The organism is Streptomyces sp. NPDC059816 (assembly GCF_042732055.1).
Lineage (GTDB): Bacteria > Actinomycetota > Actinomycetes > Streptomycetales > Streptomycetaceae > Streptomyces.
Window position 1 is genome coordinate 251,787 of sequence record NZ_JBHWIQ010000009.1, and the last position, 16,323, is coordinate 268,109.

General features: G+C 68.9%; 1 protein-coding gene and 1 pseudogene. Both read left to right on the forward strand.

Annotation, left to right across the window (positions count from 1 at the left end):
• Window positions 1–320: 320 nt before the first annotated feature.
• The gene (locus ACFV88_RS15090) at window positions 321–6,854 is read left to right on the forward strand and encodes an SDR family NAD(P)-dependent oxidoreductase (RefSeq protein ID WP_385490607.1); all 6,534 of its coding nucleotides are present in this window, start codon (window positions 321–323) and stop codon (window positions 6,852–6,854) included.
• A 35-nt stretch (window positions 6,855–6,889) separates the two neighbouring features.
• Window positions 6,890–16,323, forward strand: a pseudogene (locus ACFV88_RS15095) (type I polyketide synthase); the annotation flags it as partial.

Sequence of the window (16,323 nt, forward strand, 5' to 3'; positions counted from 1 at the left end):
AAGGGCCACGCGACCACGCAGGCGTGAGCCGCACGGGAATCCGTGGAAACCCCAGGGCGCGGGCCGTGGTTCCGGAAGGGCAGTGCCTCCGGGAACCACGGCCCGCGCCCATCGGTCGGGGCCCGGAACCCCCACTCCGGACGCCTCCCGCGGACCCGTGCGGAGACCGGGCGACGACCCGTCGGACTACCCGGACACCACGCCGCACACACATGCCTCGAAAAAAGCCGAGGAATCGTTGTATCCGGGAGGGCCACCCCGGGATCTAGTACGTCGACCACATGGTCGCCGGCATGAGCCCGAAGGTGGGGGAAACACGCATGGCCCTCGAAAAGCCCGACATCGTCGGAGCCCTGCGCAAGTCGCTGAAGGAGACTGAGCGTCTGCGGCGCCAGAACCAACAGCTGCTCGACCAGGCGGGCGAGCCCCTGGCGATCGTGGGCATGAGCTGCCGCTACCCGGGAGGGGTCGCCTCACCCGAGGACCTGTGGTCGCTGGTCGCCGAGGGACGCACGGGACTCTCGGAGTTCCCCCGCGACCGTGGCTGGAACCTGGACGACCTCTACGACCCCGACCCCGACCACCCCGGCACGGCCTACACCCGCCACGGCGGATTCCTCGACGACATGGCCGAGTTCGACGCCGAGTTCTTCGGGATCAGCCCCCGCGAGGCCCTCGCCATGGACCCCCAGCAACGACTGCTGCTCGAAGGCGCCTGGGAAGCGTTCGAGGACGCCGGCATCGACCCGCTGACGCTGAAGGGCAGCGACACCGGCGTCTTCTGCGGACTGATGTTCTCCGACTACCAGTTCGTCGCGAGTCTCAGCGACCAACGCCCGGAGATCGAGGGCTACCTCTCCATCGCGTCGTCGCCCAGCGTCGCCTCGGGCCGCATCAGCTACACCTTCGGCTTCGAAGGCCCCGCCGTCACCGTCGACACGGTGTGCTCCGCCTCCCTCGTGGCGATCGACCTGGCGGCCAAGTCCCTGCGCGCCAAGGAGTGTTCACTCGCCGTCGTCGGTGGCGCGACCACACTGGCCCGCCCCAGCGCCTTCGTGGAGTTCAGCCGCCAGCGCGCCCTGTCCCCGGACGGACGCTGCAAGGCGTACGCCGCGGCCGCCGACGGCGTCGGCTGGGCGGAAGGCCTCGGCCTGCTCGTACTGGAACGACTGTCCGACGCCCAGCGCAACGGGCACCGGATCCTCGCCCTCGTACGCGGCACGGCGATCAACCAGGACGGTGCGAGCAACGGCCTCACCGCGCCGAACGGTCCCTCGCAGGAGCGGGTCATCCGCCAGGCGTTGAACAGCGCGGGGCTGTCCCCGTCCGATGTGGACGCGGTCGAGGGCCACGGCACGGGAACACCCCTCGGCGACCCGATCGAAGCCGAAGCCCTGCTGGCGACCTACGGCCAGAAACGGAAGAACGGCCCGCTCTGGCTCGGCTCCATCAAGTCGAACATCGGCCACACCCAGGCCGCGGCCGGGGTAGCCGGCGTCATCAAGATGGTCATGGCGATGCGACACGAAACGCTTCCGCCCACCCTGCACGTGGACGCCCCGTCACCCCACGTGGACTGGACGTCGGGCGAAGTGGCCCTACTCACCGAAGCCCGACCGTGGCCCGCGGGGGAACGACCTCGCCGTGCGGGCGTCTCCTCCTTCGGCGTGAGCGGCACCAACGCCCACGTGATCCTGGAGGAGGCCCCGAACGAGGACGAGCCCCGGCAGCAGGCACCCACCGGGGAACGCCCGCCCGGCGCCCGCCTGCCGATCCTCGTACCTCTCTCCGCCCGCAGCGAGACGGCACTGCGCGAGCAGGCCGACCGGCTGCGCGCCCACATGATCGCCCGCCCCGAACTGGACCACCTGGACATCGGATTCGCCCAGGCGACCGCGCGTGCACACCTCGAACGCCGAGCCGTGGTCGTCGCCACCGACCGCGGCGCCCTGCTCACCGGCCTCGGCGAACTGAGCTCGGCTGCTCCTGCGGTGAATGTGGTGGAGGGGCAGGTTGCCGGTGCGGGTGTGAAGTCGGTGTTCGTGTTCCCGGGTCAGGGTGCGCAGTGGGTGGGTATGGCGGTGGGGTTGTTGGATGCGTCTTCGGTGTTCGCTGCTGAGGTGGGGGTGTGTGGGGAGGCGTTGTCGGAGTTTGTGGAGTGGCGGCTTGAGGATGTGTTGCGGGGTGTTGAGGGTGCGCCGTCGTTGGAGCGGGTGGATGTGGTGCAGCCGGCGTTGTTCGCGGTGATGGTGGGTTTGGCGGCGGTGTGGCGTTCGTACGGTGTGGAGCCGTCCGCGGTGGTGGGGCATTCGCAGGGGGAGATTGCTGCGGCGTATGTGGCGGGTGGGTTGTCGTTGCGGGATGCTGCGCGGATCGTGGCGGTGCGTAGTCAGTTGGTGCGTGATCGGTTGGCTGGTTTGGGCGGGATGATGTCGGTTGCGGTGGGTGCGGAGCGGGCTGGGGAGTTGATTGCTCCGTATGCGGGTCGGGTGTCGGTGGCGACGGTGAACGGTCCTTCGTCGGTGGTGGTCGCGGGGGAGCCGGGGGCCCTGGACGAGCTGTTGGCGACGTGTGAACGCGATGAGGTTCGGGCTCGGCGGGTGAAGGTGGATTACGCGTCGCATTCGGTGCAGGTGGAGGTGCTTGAGGGGGAGTTGCGGGAGGCGCTTGCGCCGGTGGTGCCGTTGAAGGGGCGGGTTCCGTTCTATTCGACGGTGTCGGGTGAGTTCTTGGACACCACGACGATGGATGCCGGATACTGGTACCGGAATCTGCGGAACCCGGTCGGTTTCGAGCCGGCGATCCGTGCGCTCGTCGACAAGGGCACGGGTTGTTTCCTGGAGATGTCCCCCCACCCCGTGCTCACCATGGCGGTGGAAGGCACGATCGAGGCACAGTCCGCGGTCGACCGCGTCGCCGTGGTGGGCTCCCTGCGTCGTGACGAGGGCGGCCTGGAACGCTTCCTCCTCTCGCTCGGCCAAGCACACGTCGCGGGTGTCCGCATCGACTGGGAAGCCCTGTACGCAGGCACCGACGCACAGCGGGTGGACCTGCCCACCTACGCCTTCCAGCGCGAGAAGTACTGGCTGACCCCGGCAGCGCAGGGCGGTGACGTTGCTGCTGCCGGCCTCGACCGGATGCAACACCCCGTGCTGGCGGCGGCCGTGCAGGTCGCCGACCGCGACGAATGGGTGTTCACCGGTCGCTTCTCCACCGAGTCGCAGCCGTGGGTCAGCGACCACGTGGTGCTGGGCTCGGTGATCGTGCCGGGCGCCGCTCTGGTCGAACTCGTCCTCGCCGCAGCACGCCACCTCGGCCACGTCCTCCTGGACGAATTGGTCTTCGAAGCTCCGCTGATCCTCGAAGAGGGCTCCGCCCGACACATCAGGGTCACCGTGGGCAAGCCCGGCGAAGACGGTCGCCGCGAAGTCGCCGTCCACTCCCTCGCCGAGGCGGGGACCGGCACCGCGACCGGCACCGCGACCGCGACCGCGACCGCGACTGACGGTGCGCGGCAAGTCATCAGGCACGCCCGCGGCTGGCTCGCAGCCGAGGCCGAGGCCGGTTCCGATCCCGCGCCGCCCTTCCCCGCTTCCTGGCCGCCGATCGCAGCCGTCGAGGCATCCGCCGAGACCCTGTACGAGCAACTGGCGGACATCGGGCTCGACTACGGGCCCCTGTTCCAGGGCGTGCAGAACGTGTGGCGCAGCGGCACCGAGCTGTACGCCGAGGTCACCCTCCCCGAAGGCACCCCCACCGACGGATTCGCCATCCATCCGGCGCTGTTCGACTCCGCGCTGCACGCCAGCATGCTGGACAAGACCGCCGGGTCGACCCCCGACCTGCCGTTCTCCTGGTCCGGGGTGCAGTGCGGGCGGTCGGCACCCGACCGGGTGCGCGTACGCATCGACACCGCCGCAGACTCCGGCTTCCGCGTCGACGTCGTCGACGAGAACGGCGACCTGGTCGTCGCCGTCGACAACCTCGCCGTGCGCCCCGTCGACCCCGCGCAGCTGGCGCGACCCCGCGGCGAGCACGACGCACTGTTCCAGTTGGAGTGGGCGCCGGTCACGGGAACGCCCTCGCAGGCCCGCATCGTGTCCCTCGGCGACCTGGACGCACCCGGCGAGCGCTTCGCCGACCTGCCCGCCCTGGAAGCCGCGCTCGCCGACGGAGCCACCAGCGCGGACCTGGTGCTCGTCCAGATCGAGAACCCGGAAACGGACGACCCCACCCACGCCGCGACCGCGGTCGCCGAACGCACCCTCGCCCTGGTCCAGAGATGGCTGGCCAGCGAGTGGCTGGGCGAAGCCACCCTCGTGGCGGTGACCCGCCGGGCGGTCGCCGTGGGCGCGGAACCCCTGGACCTGACCCAGGCCCCCGCCTGGGGACTGCTGCGCAGCGCACAGACCGAACACCCCGGCCGCTTCGTCCTCGTCGACACGGACGGCGGCGCCCAGCCCGACTGGAGCTCACTGGCCGGCCTCGACGAGCCGCAGCTGGCGGTACGCGGCGACGCCCTGCTGGCCCCTCGCCTGGGGCGGGCGACCGCGGGACCGACCGGCCGGTCGTGGAGGCTCGCCAGCACGGAGAAGGGCTCCCTGAAGAACCTCACCGTCCAGCCCTCCGACAGCAACCGCCCCCTGGGCGTCGGCGAAGTCCGCGTCTCCGTCCGGGCCGCCGGCCTCAACTTCCGGGACGTGCTCATCGCACTCGGCATGTACCCGGGCGAGGCGCCGTTGGGCAGCGAGGCGGCGGGCATCGTGCTCGAAGTGGGCTCCGCCGTCACCGACCTGGTCCCCGGCGACCGGGTGTTCGGACTGGTGAAGGACGCCTTCGGCCCCGTCGCCATCGCCGACCGGAAGACCCTCGCGCCGGTCCCGCAAGGCCTCACCTTCACCGAGGCCGCCGCCATCCCCGTCGTGTACCTGACCGCCTACTACGGCCTCATCGACCTGGCCGACCTGAGGCCCGGCGAGAAGCTGCTGGTGCACGCCGCCGCCGGCGGCGTCGGCATGGCCGCCGTACAGCTCGCCCGCCACCTCGGCGCCGAGCCCTACGCCACCGCCAGCCCGGCCAAGTGGGACGCCGTACGAGCCCTGGGCGTCCCCGAAGCGCACCTCGCCTCCTCCCGTGACCTGGGATTCCGTGACGTCCTCCACCACGCCACCGGCGGCACGGGCGTGGACGTGGTGCTCAACTCCCTGGCCGGCGAGTTCATCGACGCCTCACTGGAGCTGCTGCCGCGCGGCGGACGCTTCATCGAGATGGGCAAGACCGACCTCCGTGACCCCGAGGCCGTAGCACGCCAGCGCGAGGGGGTGACCTACCGCTCCTACGACCTGATGGAGGCCGGGCCGGACCGCATCCAGCAGATGCTGGTAGAGATCGCCGACCTGTTCGAACGAGGCGTACTGGCCCCCGCACCGATCCGCGCCTGGGACGTACGCCGAGGCGACGAGGCGTTCCGCTACCTACGCGAAGGACGCAACGTCGGCAAGGTCGTACTGACCGTTCCGGCACCCCTGAACCCCGAGGGCACCGTGCTGATCACCGGTGGCACCGGTGGCCTGGGCGCCCTGTTCGCCAAGCACCTCGCCACCGAACACGGCATGCGCCACCTCCTGCTGGTCAGCCGGCGGGGCCCCGCCGCCGACGGCGCCGCCGAACTCGTCACCGAACTCGCGGCCCTCGGAGCCGAGGCCCGCGTCCTCGCCTGCGACGTGGCCGACCGCGCACAGCTTGCCGAACTGCTCAGCTCACTGGAACGCCCCCTCACCGCGGTGATCCACACGGCCGGCACGCTGGCCGACGGCGTCATCGAGTCGCTCACCCCCGAACAGGTGCAGCACGTCATGCGCCCCAAGCTGGACGCCGCCTGGCACCTGCACGAGCTGACCTCACGCATGGACCTGTCGGCGTTCGTCCTGTTCTCCTCCGCCGCGGGACTGCTCGGCAACGCGGGTCAGGCCAACTACGCCGCCGCCAACGCCGCCGTGGACGCCCTCGCCACGCAGCGACAGACGGCCGGCCTGCCCGCCCTCTCCCTGGCCTGGGGCCTCTGGTCCGACTCCACGGGGATGACCGGGGAGATGGCCGAAGCCGACCTGGCCCGCATGGAACGCACCGGCATCGGGGCGATCTCCCGCGACCTGGGCCTGGAACTGTTCGACCAGGCCCTCCGCTCCGACGCCCCGCTCCTGGCCCCCGTACGCCTCGACCCGACCGCGCTGCGCAACCAGGCCAGGGCCGGCACGCTCCCCGCCCTGCTCCGCGGACTGGTCCGGACCCCCGCCCGCCGCGCCGACAACGCACGTTCGCTGGAACGACGGCTCGCCGGGGTCCCCGAGGCCGACCGCGAGCAGGTGGTGCTGGACCTGGTCCGTACCCAGGTCGCGTCCGTGCTCGGCCACGCCTCGGCCGCGGCCGTCGACCCCGAGCGCCCCTTCAAGGACCTCGGCTTCGACTCCCTCGCCGCCGTCGAACTGCGCAATCGACTCAGCCAGGTGGTCGACGTCCGGCTGCCCGCGACGCTCGTCTTCGACCACCCCACCCCGATCGAAGCCGCTCGACTGATCCTCACCAAGGTCGGCGGAGCCACCGGGCAGCACCCGTCACCACTCGACCAGGAACTACAGCGGCTCGAGGCACTCCTCATCGCCGTGTCCGGCCACGAACAGCAGCTGGCCGGCGCCGAACCCCGACTGCGCTCACTCAGCAACCGCCTACGGACCCTGCTGAGCGCGACGAACACCGGCCACGAGGCCACCGAAGACAACCTGGAAGACGAACTCGACTTCGTCTCCGACAGCGACATGTTCGACCTGATCGACAAGGAGCTCGGATCCGCATGACCGGGAAGACTGACGACGGCCGGAGCGGACCGCTGAACGACGAGCAGAAGCTCCGCACCTACCTGCGGCGGGTGACCGCCGAACTGCGGACGGCCAACCGCAAGGTCCGCGAGCTGGAGCAGCGCGATGTCGAGCCGATCGCCATCGTCGGCATGAGCTGCCGGTATCCGGGTGGCGTGACGTCACCGAACGAGCTGTGGGACCTGGTGGCGTCCGGCCGGGACGCCATGGGCCCGTTCCCCACCGACCGCGGCTGGGACCTGGAGCGGTTGTACGACGCCGACCCGGAACGGCCGGGCAGCGCCTACGCCACCGAGGGCGGATTCGTCGACACCGCCACCTCGTTCGACGCGGAATTCTTCGGGATCAGCCCCCGCGAGGCCCTGGCCATGGACCCCACCCAGCGGCTGACGCTGGAAGCGGCCTGGGAGGCGTTCGAGGACGCGGGCATCGACCCCACGTCGCTGCGGGGGAGCGACACCGGCGTGTTCGCAGGCACTGTGTCCTCCGACTACGGCCCGTCGACCCTTCCCGAGCTGGAGGGGTTCCGGGTGACCGGAACCCAGAGCAGCGTGATGTCGGGCCGCGTCGCCTACAGCCTCGGCCTGGAGGGCCCGGCCGTCTCGATCGACACCGCGTGCTCCGCCTCGCTCGTCGCCATGCACCTCGCGGCGAACGCACTGCGGGCAGGCGAGTGCTCCCTCGCGCTCGCCGGCGGTGTCACGGTCCTGGCCGGCCCCTTCCTGTTCGTCGAGTTCAGCCGCCAGCGCGGCCTGGCCCGCGACGGCCGGTGCAAGGCGTACGCGGCGTCCGCCGACGGGACCGGGTTCTCCGACGGAGTCGGGCTGGTGCTCCTGGAACGGCTGTCGGACGCACGGCGCAACGGGCGGCAGATCCTCGGTCTGATCCGGGGCAGTGCGGTGAATCAGGACGGTGCGAGCAACGGTTTGACGGCGCCGAACGGTCCGTCGCAGGAGCGGGTGATTCGGCAGGCGTTGGCGAGTGCGGGGCTTTCTCCGTCGGAGATCGATGCCGTTGAGGGCCACGGTACGGGGACGAAGTTGGGTGACCCGATCGAGGCGCAGGCGTTGTTGGCGACGTATGGCGCTGAGCGTGTGGGGGACCCGTTGTGGTTGGGGTCGATCAAGTCGAACATTGGTCATACGTCTGCTGCGGCTGGTGTGGCGGGTGTGATCAAGATGGTGATGGCTATGCGGCACGGGGTGTTGCCGTCGACGTTGCATGTGGATGAGCCGTCGCCGCACGTGGATTGGGCGTCGGGTGACGTTCGGCTGTTGACGGAGGCGCGTGCGTGGCCGGTGGGGGATCGTCCCCGTCGTGCGGGTGTGTCGTCGTTCGGCGTGAGCGGAACCAACGCCCACATCATCGTTGAAGAAGCGCCGGTTGAGGACGCTGCTGTTGCGGAGGCTGATTCCTCGGGCGGTGCGGGCTTGTCGGCGGTTCCGGTGGTGGTGTCGGGTCGTTCCGATGCGGCGTTGCGTGCGCAGGTGGAGCGGTTGCGATCCATGGTGAGTGAGCGCTCTGAAGTATCTGCTTTGGACGCTGCGTTTTCGTTGGTGGGTTCGCGTGCGTTGTTGGAGCGGCGTGCGGTGGTGGTGGCTGGTGGTCGTGATGAGTTGCTGGCGCGCTTGGCCGACATGTCCATGGGTGAGGGTGTAAGCGCCGTTGGGGGGAAGTCGGCGTTCTTGTTTACGGGGCAGGGTTCTCAGCGTGTGGGTATGGGGCTTGGTTTGGTGGGGGAGTTCCCTGTCTTCGATCAAGCGCTGGGTGAAGTGTGTGCGGAACTTGATCCGCGGTTGGGTCGCTCCGTTCGGGAGCTCCTGGCCTCTGACGGTGGGGTGTTGGATTCGACGGAGTTCACGCAGGTGGTGTTGTTCGCGGTCGAGGTGGCGCTGTACCGCCTGGCGGAGTCGCTTGGGGTGCGTGCGGACTTCTTGATCGGCCATTCGGTCGGGGAAATTGCTGCTGCGCATGTGGCGGGGGTGCTCTCGTTGGCTGACGCGTCAGAGCTGGTGGTGGCGCGCGGCCGTCTGATGGGTGGGTTGCCTGCGGGCGGGGTGATGGTCGCGGTCCAGGCGAGCGAGCCCGAAGTGATCGGATCGTTGGCCGGGTTTGAGGGCCGTCTCGAAGTGGCGGCGGTGAACGGTCCGACTTCCGTGGTCGTGTCCGGTGACGAGGACGCCGCCGAGGAATGGCTCAAGCACTGGGAAGGTCGCAAGACGACCCGGCTTCGTGTGTCTCATGCGTTCCATTCCCCGCGGATGGAACCGATGCTGGAGGAGTTCCGGGCGGTTGCGGAGCGCCTGGAGTACGCGGCGCCGCAGACCCCGGTGGTCTCGAACGTCACGGGCAAGGTAGTTGAGGTTTTCGACGCCGAGTACTGGGTTCGCCACGTGCGCGGGGCGGTGCGTTTCGCTGACGGGGTCCGCACCTTGTGGGACCTGGATGTGCGCCGCTTCCTGGAGCTGGGTCCGGATGCGGTTCTGACCGCGATGGCTCGCCAGTGCCTCGACACCGAGACCGAGCACACCGATGCCGTGTTCCTTCCGGCTCTGCGGAGGAAGCAGGGTGAGGCGGAGGCGTTCGCCGGGTTCCTCGGCCACGCTTATGCCGCAGGCATCGCAGTGGATTGGGAGGCGTTCTACGCGGGCGTTGGTGCTCGGCGTGTTGATCTGCCGACTTATGCCTTCCAGCGGGAGCGGTTCTGGCTGTCTCCCGGCACGAGCACGGGTGACGTGTCAGCTGCTGGTCTCGTCGCCGTCGACCACCCCGTACTGGCCGCGGCCGTGCAGGTGGGCGACCGCGACGAATGCGTCCTCACCGGCCTTGTCTCCACCGAGACTCAGCCCTGGGCCGCTGAGCACCTCCTTCTCGGCACGATGGTCGTGCCGGGCACGGGGCTGGTCGAGCTCGCCCTCGCTGCCGGACGACACGCCGGCAGTCCGGTGGTCGACGAGTTGGTCCTCGAAGCACCTCTGATCGTTCAGCACGGGGTCACCCGCCAACTCCAGATCACCGTTGGGGCGTCCCAAACGGACGGCCGTCGTGAACTGGCGATCTACTCGCGCTCGGAAGGCACCCTCAGCGACAGCGAGGCCACCTGCCACGCCCGGGGAACCCTCAGCGCGGACAGCGCCCCGGTCCAGGCTTGGCCGGACCAGTGGCCGCCGCGGAACGCCGAACCGATGCCCGTCGACGACCTCTACAGCCGTCTCGCGGATCTCGGGTACGACTACGGTCCCCTCTTCCACGGCGTCGAAGCCGTCTGGCGCGACGGTGACGTGACCTATGCCGAGGTGACGCTGCCCGAGGGGCATGAGGGCTTCGGTATCCATCCCGCGCTCTTCGACTCCGCTCTACAGAGCGGTGTCATCCTGCTGACCGAGGGCGATGCCGCCTCGCACCTCATGCCGTTCAGCTGGAACAGCGTGCGGCTCGACCGTCCCGACGTCTCGCGACTGCGGGTTCGTTCCGTGAGGACCGGTGACACCTCGCTACGGCTGGACGCTGTGGACGAGAACGGCGATCTGGTGGTCTCCGTGGGCTCGCTCGTCGTGCGCCCCGTGGAACAGGGACGCATCGACAGCACCCGTGAGGACGTACGGCAATCGCTGTACACGGTGGGCTGGAACGAGATCGATGCCGCCGCAGGCGCTGGCACTCAAGAACTCGTGCGGATCGGCACGGGGGAGACCCACTCGGAATTGGGAGCCCTTGAGCAGGCGCTTGCCCAGGGAGTTCCGGCTCCGCAGGTGCTTCTCGCCCGCATCCCGGGTGACGACCAGGACACGCCTTCCTCAACGCGTGCAGCTGTCCGTGAGGCGTTGTCGTTGGTCCAGGGGCTGCTGGCGTGTGAAGCATTGGCTGGGTCGCGGTTGGTGGTGGTGACTCGGGGCGCGGTGTCGGTCGAGGGCGGGGCTGCGGGTGTCGCTCAGGCTGCGGTGTGGGGTTTGTTGCGGAGTGCGCAGTCGGAGCATCCGGGTCGGTTCGTTCTGGTGGATGTGGAGGGTGACCGAGAGCCGGACTGGGGTGCGTTGCTGGGTTCGGATGAGCCGCAGCTCGCGGTGCGTGATGGTCGGTTGTTGGCGCCGCGCTTGATCCGTTCGGCTGCTGGAGCGTCGGACGCGGTCGTTCGGTCCTTCGATCCGGAGGGGACGGTCGTGGTTACGGGTGGTACGGGTGGCTTGGGTGCGATCTTCGCCCGTCACCTGGCCACGTCGCATGGTGTGCGTGACCTTCTGTTGTTGAGCCGGCGTGGTCCTGCGGCTGAGGGTGCTGCGGAGCTGGTTGCGGAGTTGGACGCGTTGGGTTGTGCGGCTCGGGTTGTGGCCTGCGATGTGTCTGACCGTGAGCAGCTGGCGGCGGTGTTGGGTGCGGTGGAGCGTCCGTTGACGGGGGTTGTGCATACGGCGGGTGTGTTGGACGACGGTGTCGTGGAGTCGTTGACCGCCGAGCAGATCGACCGCGTCATGCGTCCGAAGGTGGATGCGGCCTGGCATCTGCACGAACTGACTGCCGGCGCTGACCTGTCCGTCTTCGTGGTGTTCTCGTCGGTGGCGGCGTTGATGGGGAGCCCGGGTCAGGGCAACTACGCCGCGGCGAACGCAGCGTTGGATGCTTTGGCAGCGTCTCGTCAGGCGTCGGGGCTTTCGGCGACTTCCCTCGCGTGGGGGCTGTGGAGCGAGGTCGGAGGCATGTCGGGCGAGCTCGGCGCGGCCGAACTGGCTCGCTTGGAAAGCACGGGTATGAGTGCGCTCTCCCCGTCGCGCGGGTTGGAGCTGTTCGACTTGGCGCTCGGTACCCGTGAGGCGCTACTCGCACCTGTCCAACTTGACCCGGCCGCGCTGCGTGCCCAGGGCCGGGCCGGCCTGCTCCCCACACTGCTGAGTGGTCTCGTTCCCGTCCCTGTCCGACGCGCCGAGACGGGTGGATCGCTCGCGCAGCGCATCGCAGGCCTTGCCGGAGCAGATCGGGAACGAATCGTTCAGGATGCGGTTCGGGATCAGGTCGCGGCGGTACTCGGTCACGCCTCCTCTGCGTCGATCGACATGGACCGGGCCTTCAAGGAGCTCGGCTTCGACTCGCTGAGCGCGGTCGAGCTGCGCAATCGACTCACCCAGGCCACACGTGTCCGCCTGCCCGCCACACTGATCTTCGATCACCCGACCCCGGCCGCGGTCGCGCTGCTGCTGCTCTCCGAGATCGGCGGAGTGGCTGACGCACCGAAGCCCGCCACGCGGGCCAAGCGCGTTGCCGCAGACGAACCTCTGGCCATCGTGGGGATGAGCTGCCGGTACCCCGGTGGGGTGACGAGCCCCGAGGAACTGTGGCAGTTGGTTGCCGCCCGCGGTGACGCGGTGGGTGGGTTGCCCACCGACCGTGGGTGGGACCCGAACATCTACGACCCGGACCCGGACCAGCCGGGGAAGATCAACACCAGGGGCGGTGCCTTCCTGGAGCGCATCGGGGAGTTCGATGCCGAGTTCTTCGGGATCAGTCCGCGTGAGGCGACGGCGATGGACCCGCAGCAGCGTCTGCTGCTGGAAGCCTCGTGGGAGGCGTTCGAGAACGCGGGTATCGATCCGACGACGTTGCGCGGTAGTGACACCGGTGTCTTTGCCGGTGTCGTGACGACCGACTACGGCGGCATGGCGTCGGGCGAGCTGGAGGGCTACCGCCTGACCGGCACCACGACAAGTGTGGTGTCCGGTCGGATCGCGTACTCGCTGGGACTGGAAGGTCCAGCGATGTCGGTGGACACGGCTTGCTCCTCCTCCGCCGTCGCCTTGCACCTGGCAGGCCAGGCGCTGCGAGCCGGTGAGTGCTCGTTGGCCCTGGTGGGCGGTGTGACCCTGCTGGCTGGCCCCTATCTCCTGACCGAGTTCAGCCGCCAGCGGGCAGTTTCGCCTGACGGTCGGTGCAAGGCGTATGCGGCGTCGGCGGATGGTACTGGGTTCTCGGATGGTGTGGGTGTGCTGGTGGTGGAGAGGTTGTCGGATGCTCGGCGCCTTGGGCACAGGGTTTTGGCTGTGGTTCGTGGCAGTGCGGTGAATCAGGACGGTGCGAGCAATGGTTTGACGGCGCCGAATGGTCCGTCGCAGGAGCGGGTGATTCGGCAGGCGTTGGCGAGTGCGGGGCTGTCTCCGTCTGATGTGGACGCGGTCGAAGGCCACGGCACAGGAACGGTTCTTGGTGACCCGATCGAGGCGCAGGCGTTGTTGGCGACGTACGGTCGTGAGCGTTCTGGTGATCCGTTGTGGTTGGGGTCGATCAAGTCGAACATTGGTCATACGTCTGCTGCGGCTGGTGTGGCGGGTGTGATCAAGATGGTGATGGCGTTGCGGCACGGTGTGTTGCCGTCGACGTTGCATGTGGATGAGGCGTCGCCGCACGTGGATTGGGCGTCGGGCGAAGTTGAGCTGTTGACGGAGGCGCGTGCGTGGCCGGTGGGGGATCGTCCGCGTCGTGCGGGTGTGTCGTCGTTCGGCGTGAGTGGGACGAACGCGCACATCATCGTTGAAGAAGCGCCGGTTGAGGATGCGGCTGCGCCGGAGGGCACGTCGTCGGGCGGTGCGGGCTTGTCGGCGGTTCCGGTGGTGGTGTCGGGTCGTTCCGATGCGGCATTGCGTGCGCAGGTGGAGCGGTTGCGTTCGTTCGTGAGTGAGTGGCCTGAGGTATCTGCTCTGGATGCTGCGCATTCGTTGGTGGGTTCGCGCGCACTGCTGGAGCGGCGTGCGGTGGTGGTTGCCGGTGGCCGTGATGAGTTGATAGCGCGCCTGGCCGACATATCCACGGGCGATGCGGAAAGCGCCGTAGCGGGGAAGTCGGCGTTCTTGTTTACGGGGCAGGGTTCTCAGCGTGTGGGTATGGGGCTTGGTCTGGCAGGGGAGTTCCCTGCCTTCGACCAGGCATTGAGTGAAGTGTGTGCGGAACTTGATCTGCGGTTGGGCCGCCCGGTCCGGGAGCTCCTGGCCTCCGACGATGGGTTGTTGGATTCGACGGAGTTCACGCAGGTGGTGTTGTTCGCGGTCGAGGTCGCGCTGTACCGCCTGGCGGAATCGCTTGGACTGCGCGCGGACTTCTTGATCGGCCACTCTGTCGGGGAGATCGCTGCCGCGCATGTGGCGGGGGTGCTCTCGTTGAGTGACGCGTCAGAGCTGGTGGTGGCACGGGGTCGTTTGATGGGTGGGTTGCCTGCGGGCGGGGTGATGGTCGCGGTCCAGGCGAGCGAGCCCGAAGTGGCGGAGTCGTTGGCGGGGTTCGAGGGCCGTCTCGAAGTGGCGGCGGTGAACGGTCCGACTTCGGTGGTCGTGTCCGGTGACGAGGATGCGGCGGAGGAGTGGCTCAAGCAGTGGGAGGGCAGGAAGACGACCCGGCTTCGGGTGTCTCATGCGTTCCATTCCCCGCGGATGGAACCGATGCTGGAGGAGTTCCGAGCGGTTGCGGAGCGCCTGGAGTACGCGGCGCCGCAGACCCCGGTGGTCTCGAACGTCACGGGCAAGGTAGTTGAGGCGTTCGACGCCGAGTACTGGGTCCGCCACGTACGCGGGGCGGTGCGTTTCGCTGACGGGGTGCGCACCCTGTGGGACCTGGACGTGCGCCGGTTCCTCGAACTCGGACCCGACGCCGTCCTGACCGCGATGGCGCGCCAATGCCTCGACACCGAGACCGAGCACACCGACGCCGTGTTCCTCCCGGCCCTACGCAGGAAGCAGAGCGAGACGGAAGCGTTCGCCGGGTTCCTCGGCCACGCCTACGCAGCCGGCATCACGGTGGACTGGGACACCTTCTACGCCGACACCGGCGCCCAACGCATCGACCTCCCCACCTACGCCTTCCAACGCGAGAACTACTGGCTGACCCGCAAGGCCAGTGCGGGTGATGCTTCGGCGGCTGGCCTGGATCGGATGCGGCATCCGGTGTTGGCGGCGGCGGTGCAAGTGGGTGACCGCGACGAGTGGGTGTTCACGGGCAGCATGTCCCAGGAGACGCAGCCGTGGACCCGCGACCACATGGTGTTCGGGATCGTCCTGGTCCCAGGCGCTGCAATGGTGGAAATGGCGCTGACCGTTGGCAGGCGGTTGGGTAGCGATGTGGTCGACGAACTCGTCGTTGCTGCACCTCTGGTCCTAGAGGATCACGTTACGCGGCAGATCCGCGTAACGGTCGGCCCGGCTGGCGAGGACGGCCGACGCGAGATCGCCTTCTTCTCCCGGATCGAGGCGGCCGAGGACGAAATCACCGAACTGACGTGTCACGCTCGCGGCTGGCTCGCGACCAAGGCCGAGCCGCTGGAGTCACTCTCCTTGCAGTGGCCGCCGGCCGAAGCCGAATCCCTCGCCGTCTCCGAGCTGTACACGCTGCTCAACCGGAACGCTCACCTCACGGACGTGGGCTTCGACTACGGTCCCGCCTTCCGCGCCGTTCAGTCCGCATGGCGCAGGGACGGTGAGGTCTTCGCCGAACTGGCGCTGCCGGAGGCGGCCGGATCGTCCGACGGGTTCGCCATCCACCCGGCCATGTTCGACTCCGCCTTGCACGGCGGACTGGGAATGCTCGACATGGGTGAGGACAACCCCAGCGGGCTGCCGTTCTCTTGGTCCGGAGTCCAGTTGGCGCGGTTCGGCCTCACCAGGATTCGCGTGAGGATCACGCTGCCGGACCCGACCTCTCTGCGGCTGGACATCGCGGGTGAGGACGGCCTGCCGCTGGCCTGTCTGCGGCGGCTCGACGTCCGCCCTGTTGAGCAGGCGCACCTGGAAGGCGCGCGGCGGGACGGCGAGCGCCACCTCTATGAGATGGACTGGGTTCCCGCACAGACTGTCGCGGGCGCCGCACGGACTGCTGGAATCGTCGCGATCGGTCCGGTCGGCGGAACGGTGGACCACTTCACCGATCTGGCCGCGTTGGAGAAGACCCTGGCCGACGGAGCGAGCGCACCCGAGGTGGTGCTGGCCGCTGTCGGTGCACTCAACGATGAAGTAGCCACCGCAGCGCGTCCGACTGCTTCCGACGCCCTGGCCTTGGTCCAGAAGTGGTTGGCGTGTGAGGTGTTGGGTGGGTCGCGGTTGGTGGTGGTGACTCGGGGTGCGGTGTCGGTTGGTGGTGGGGCTGCGGATGTGGCTCAGGCTGCGGTGTGGGGTTTGTTGCGGAGTGCGCAGTCGGAGCATCCGGGTCGGTTCGTTCTGGTGGATGTGGAGGGCGACCGGGAGCCGGACTGGGGTGCGTTGCTGGGTTCGGACGAGCCGCAGCTCGCGGTGCGTGATGGTCGGTTGTTGGCGCCGCGTCTGGCTCGTGCGTCTGTCGGTGACGCGGTGACTGGGTTTGATGTCACGGGGACGGTGGTGGTCACCGGTGGTACGGGTGGTTTGGGTGCGGTGTTCGCTCGTCACCTGGCCGCCTCGCATGGTGTGCGTGACCTTCTGTTGTTGAGCCGGCGTGGTCCTGC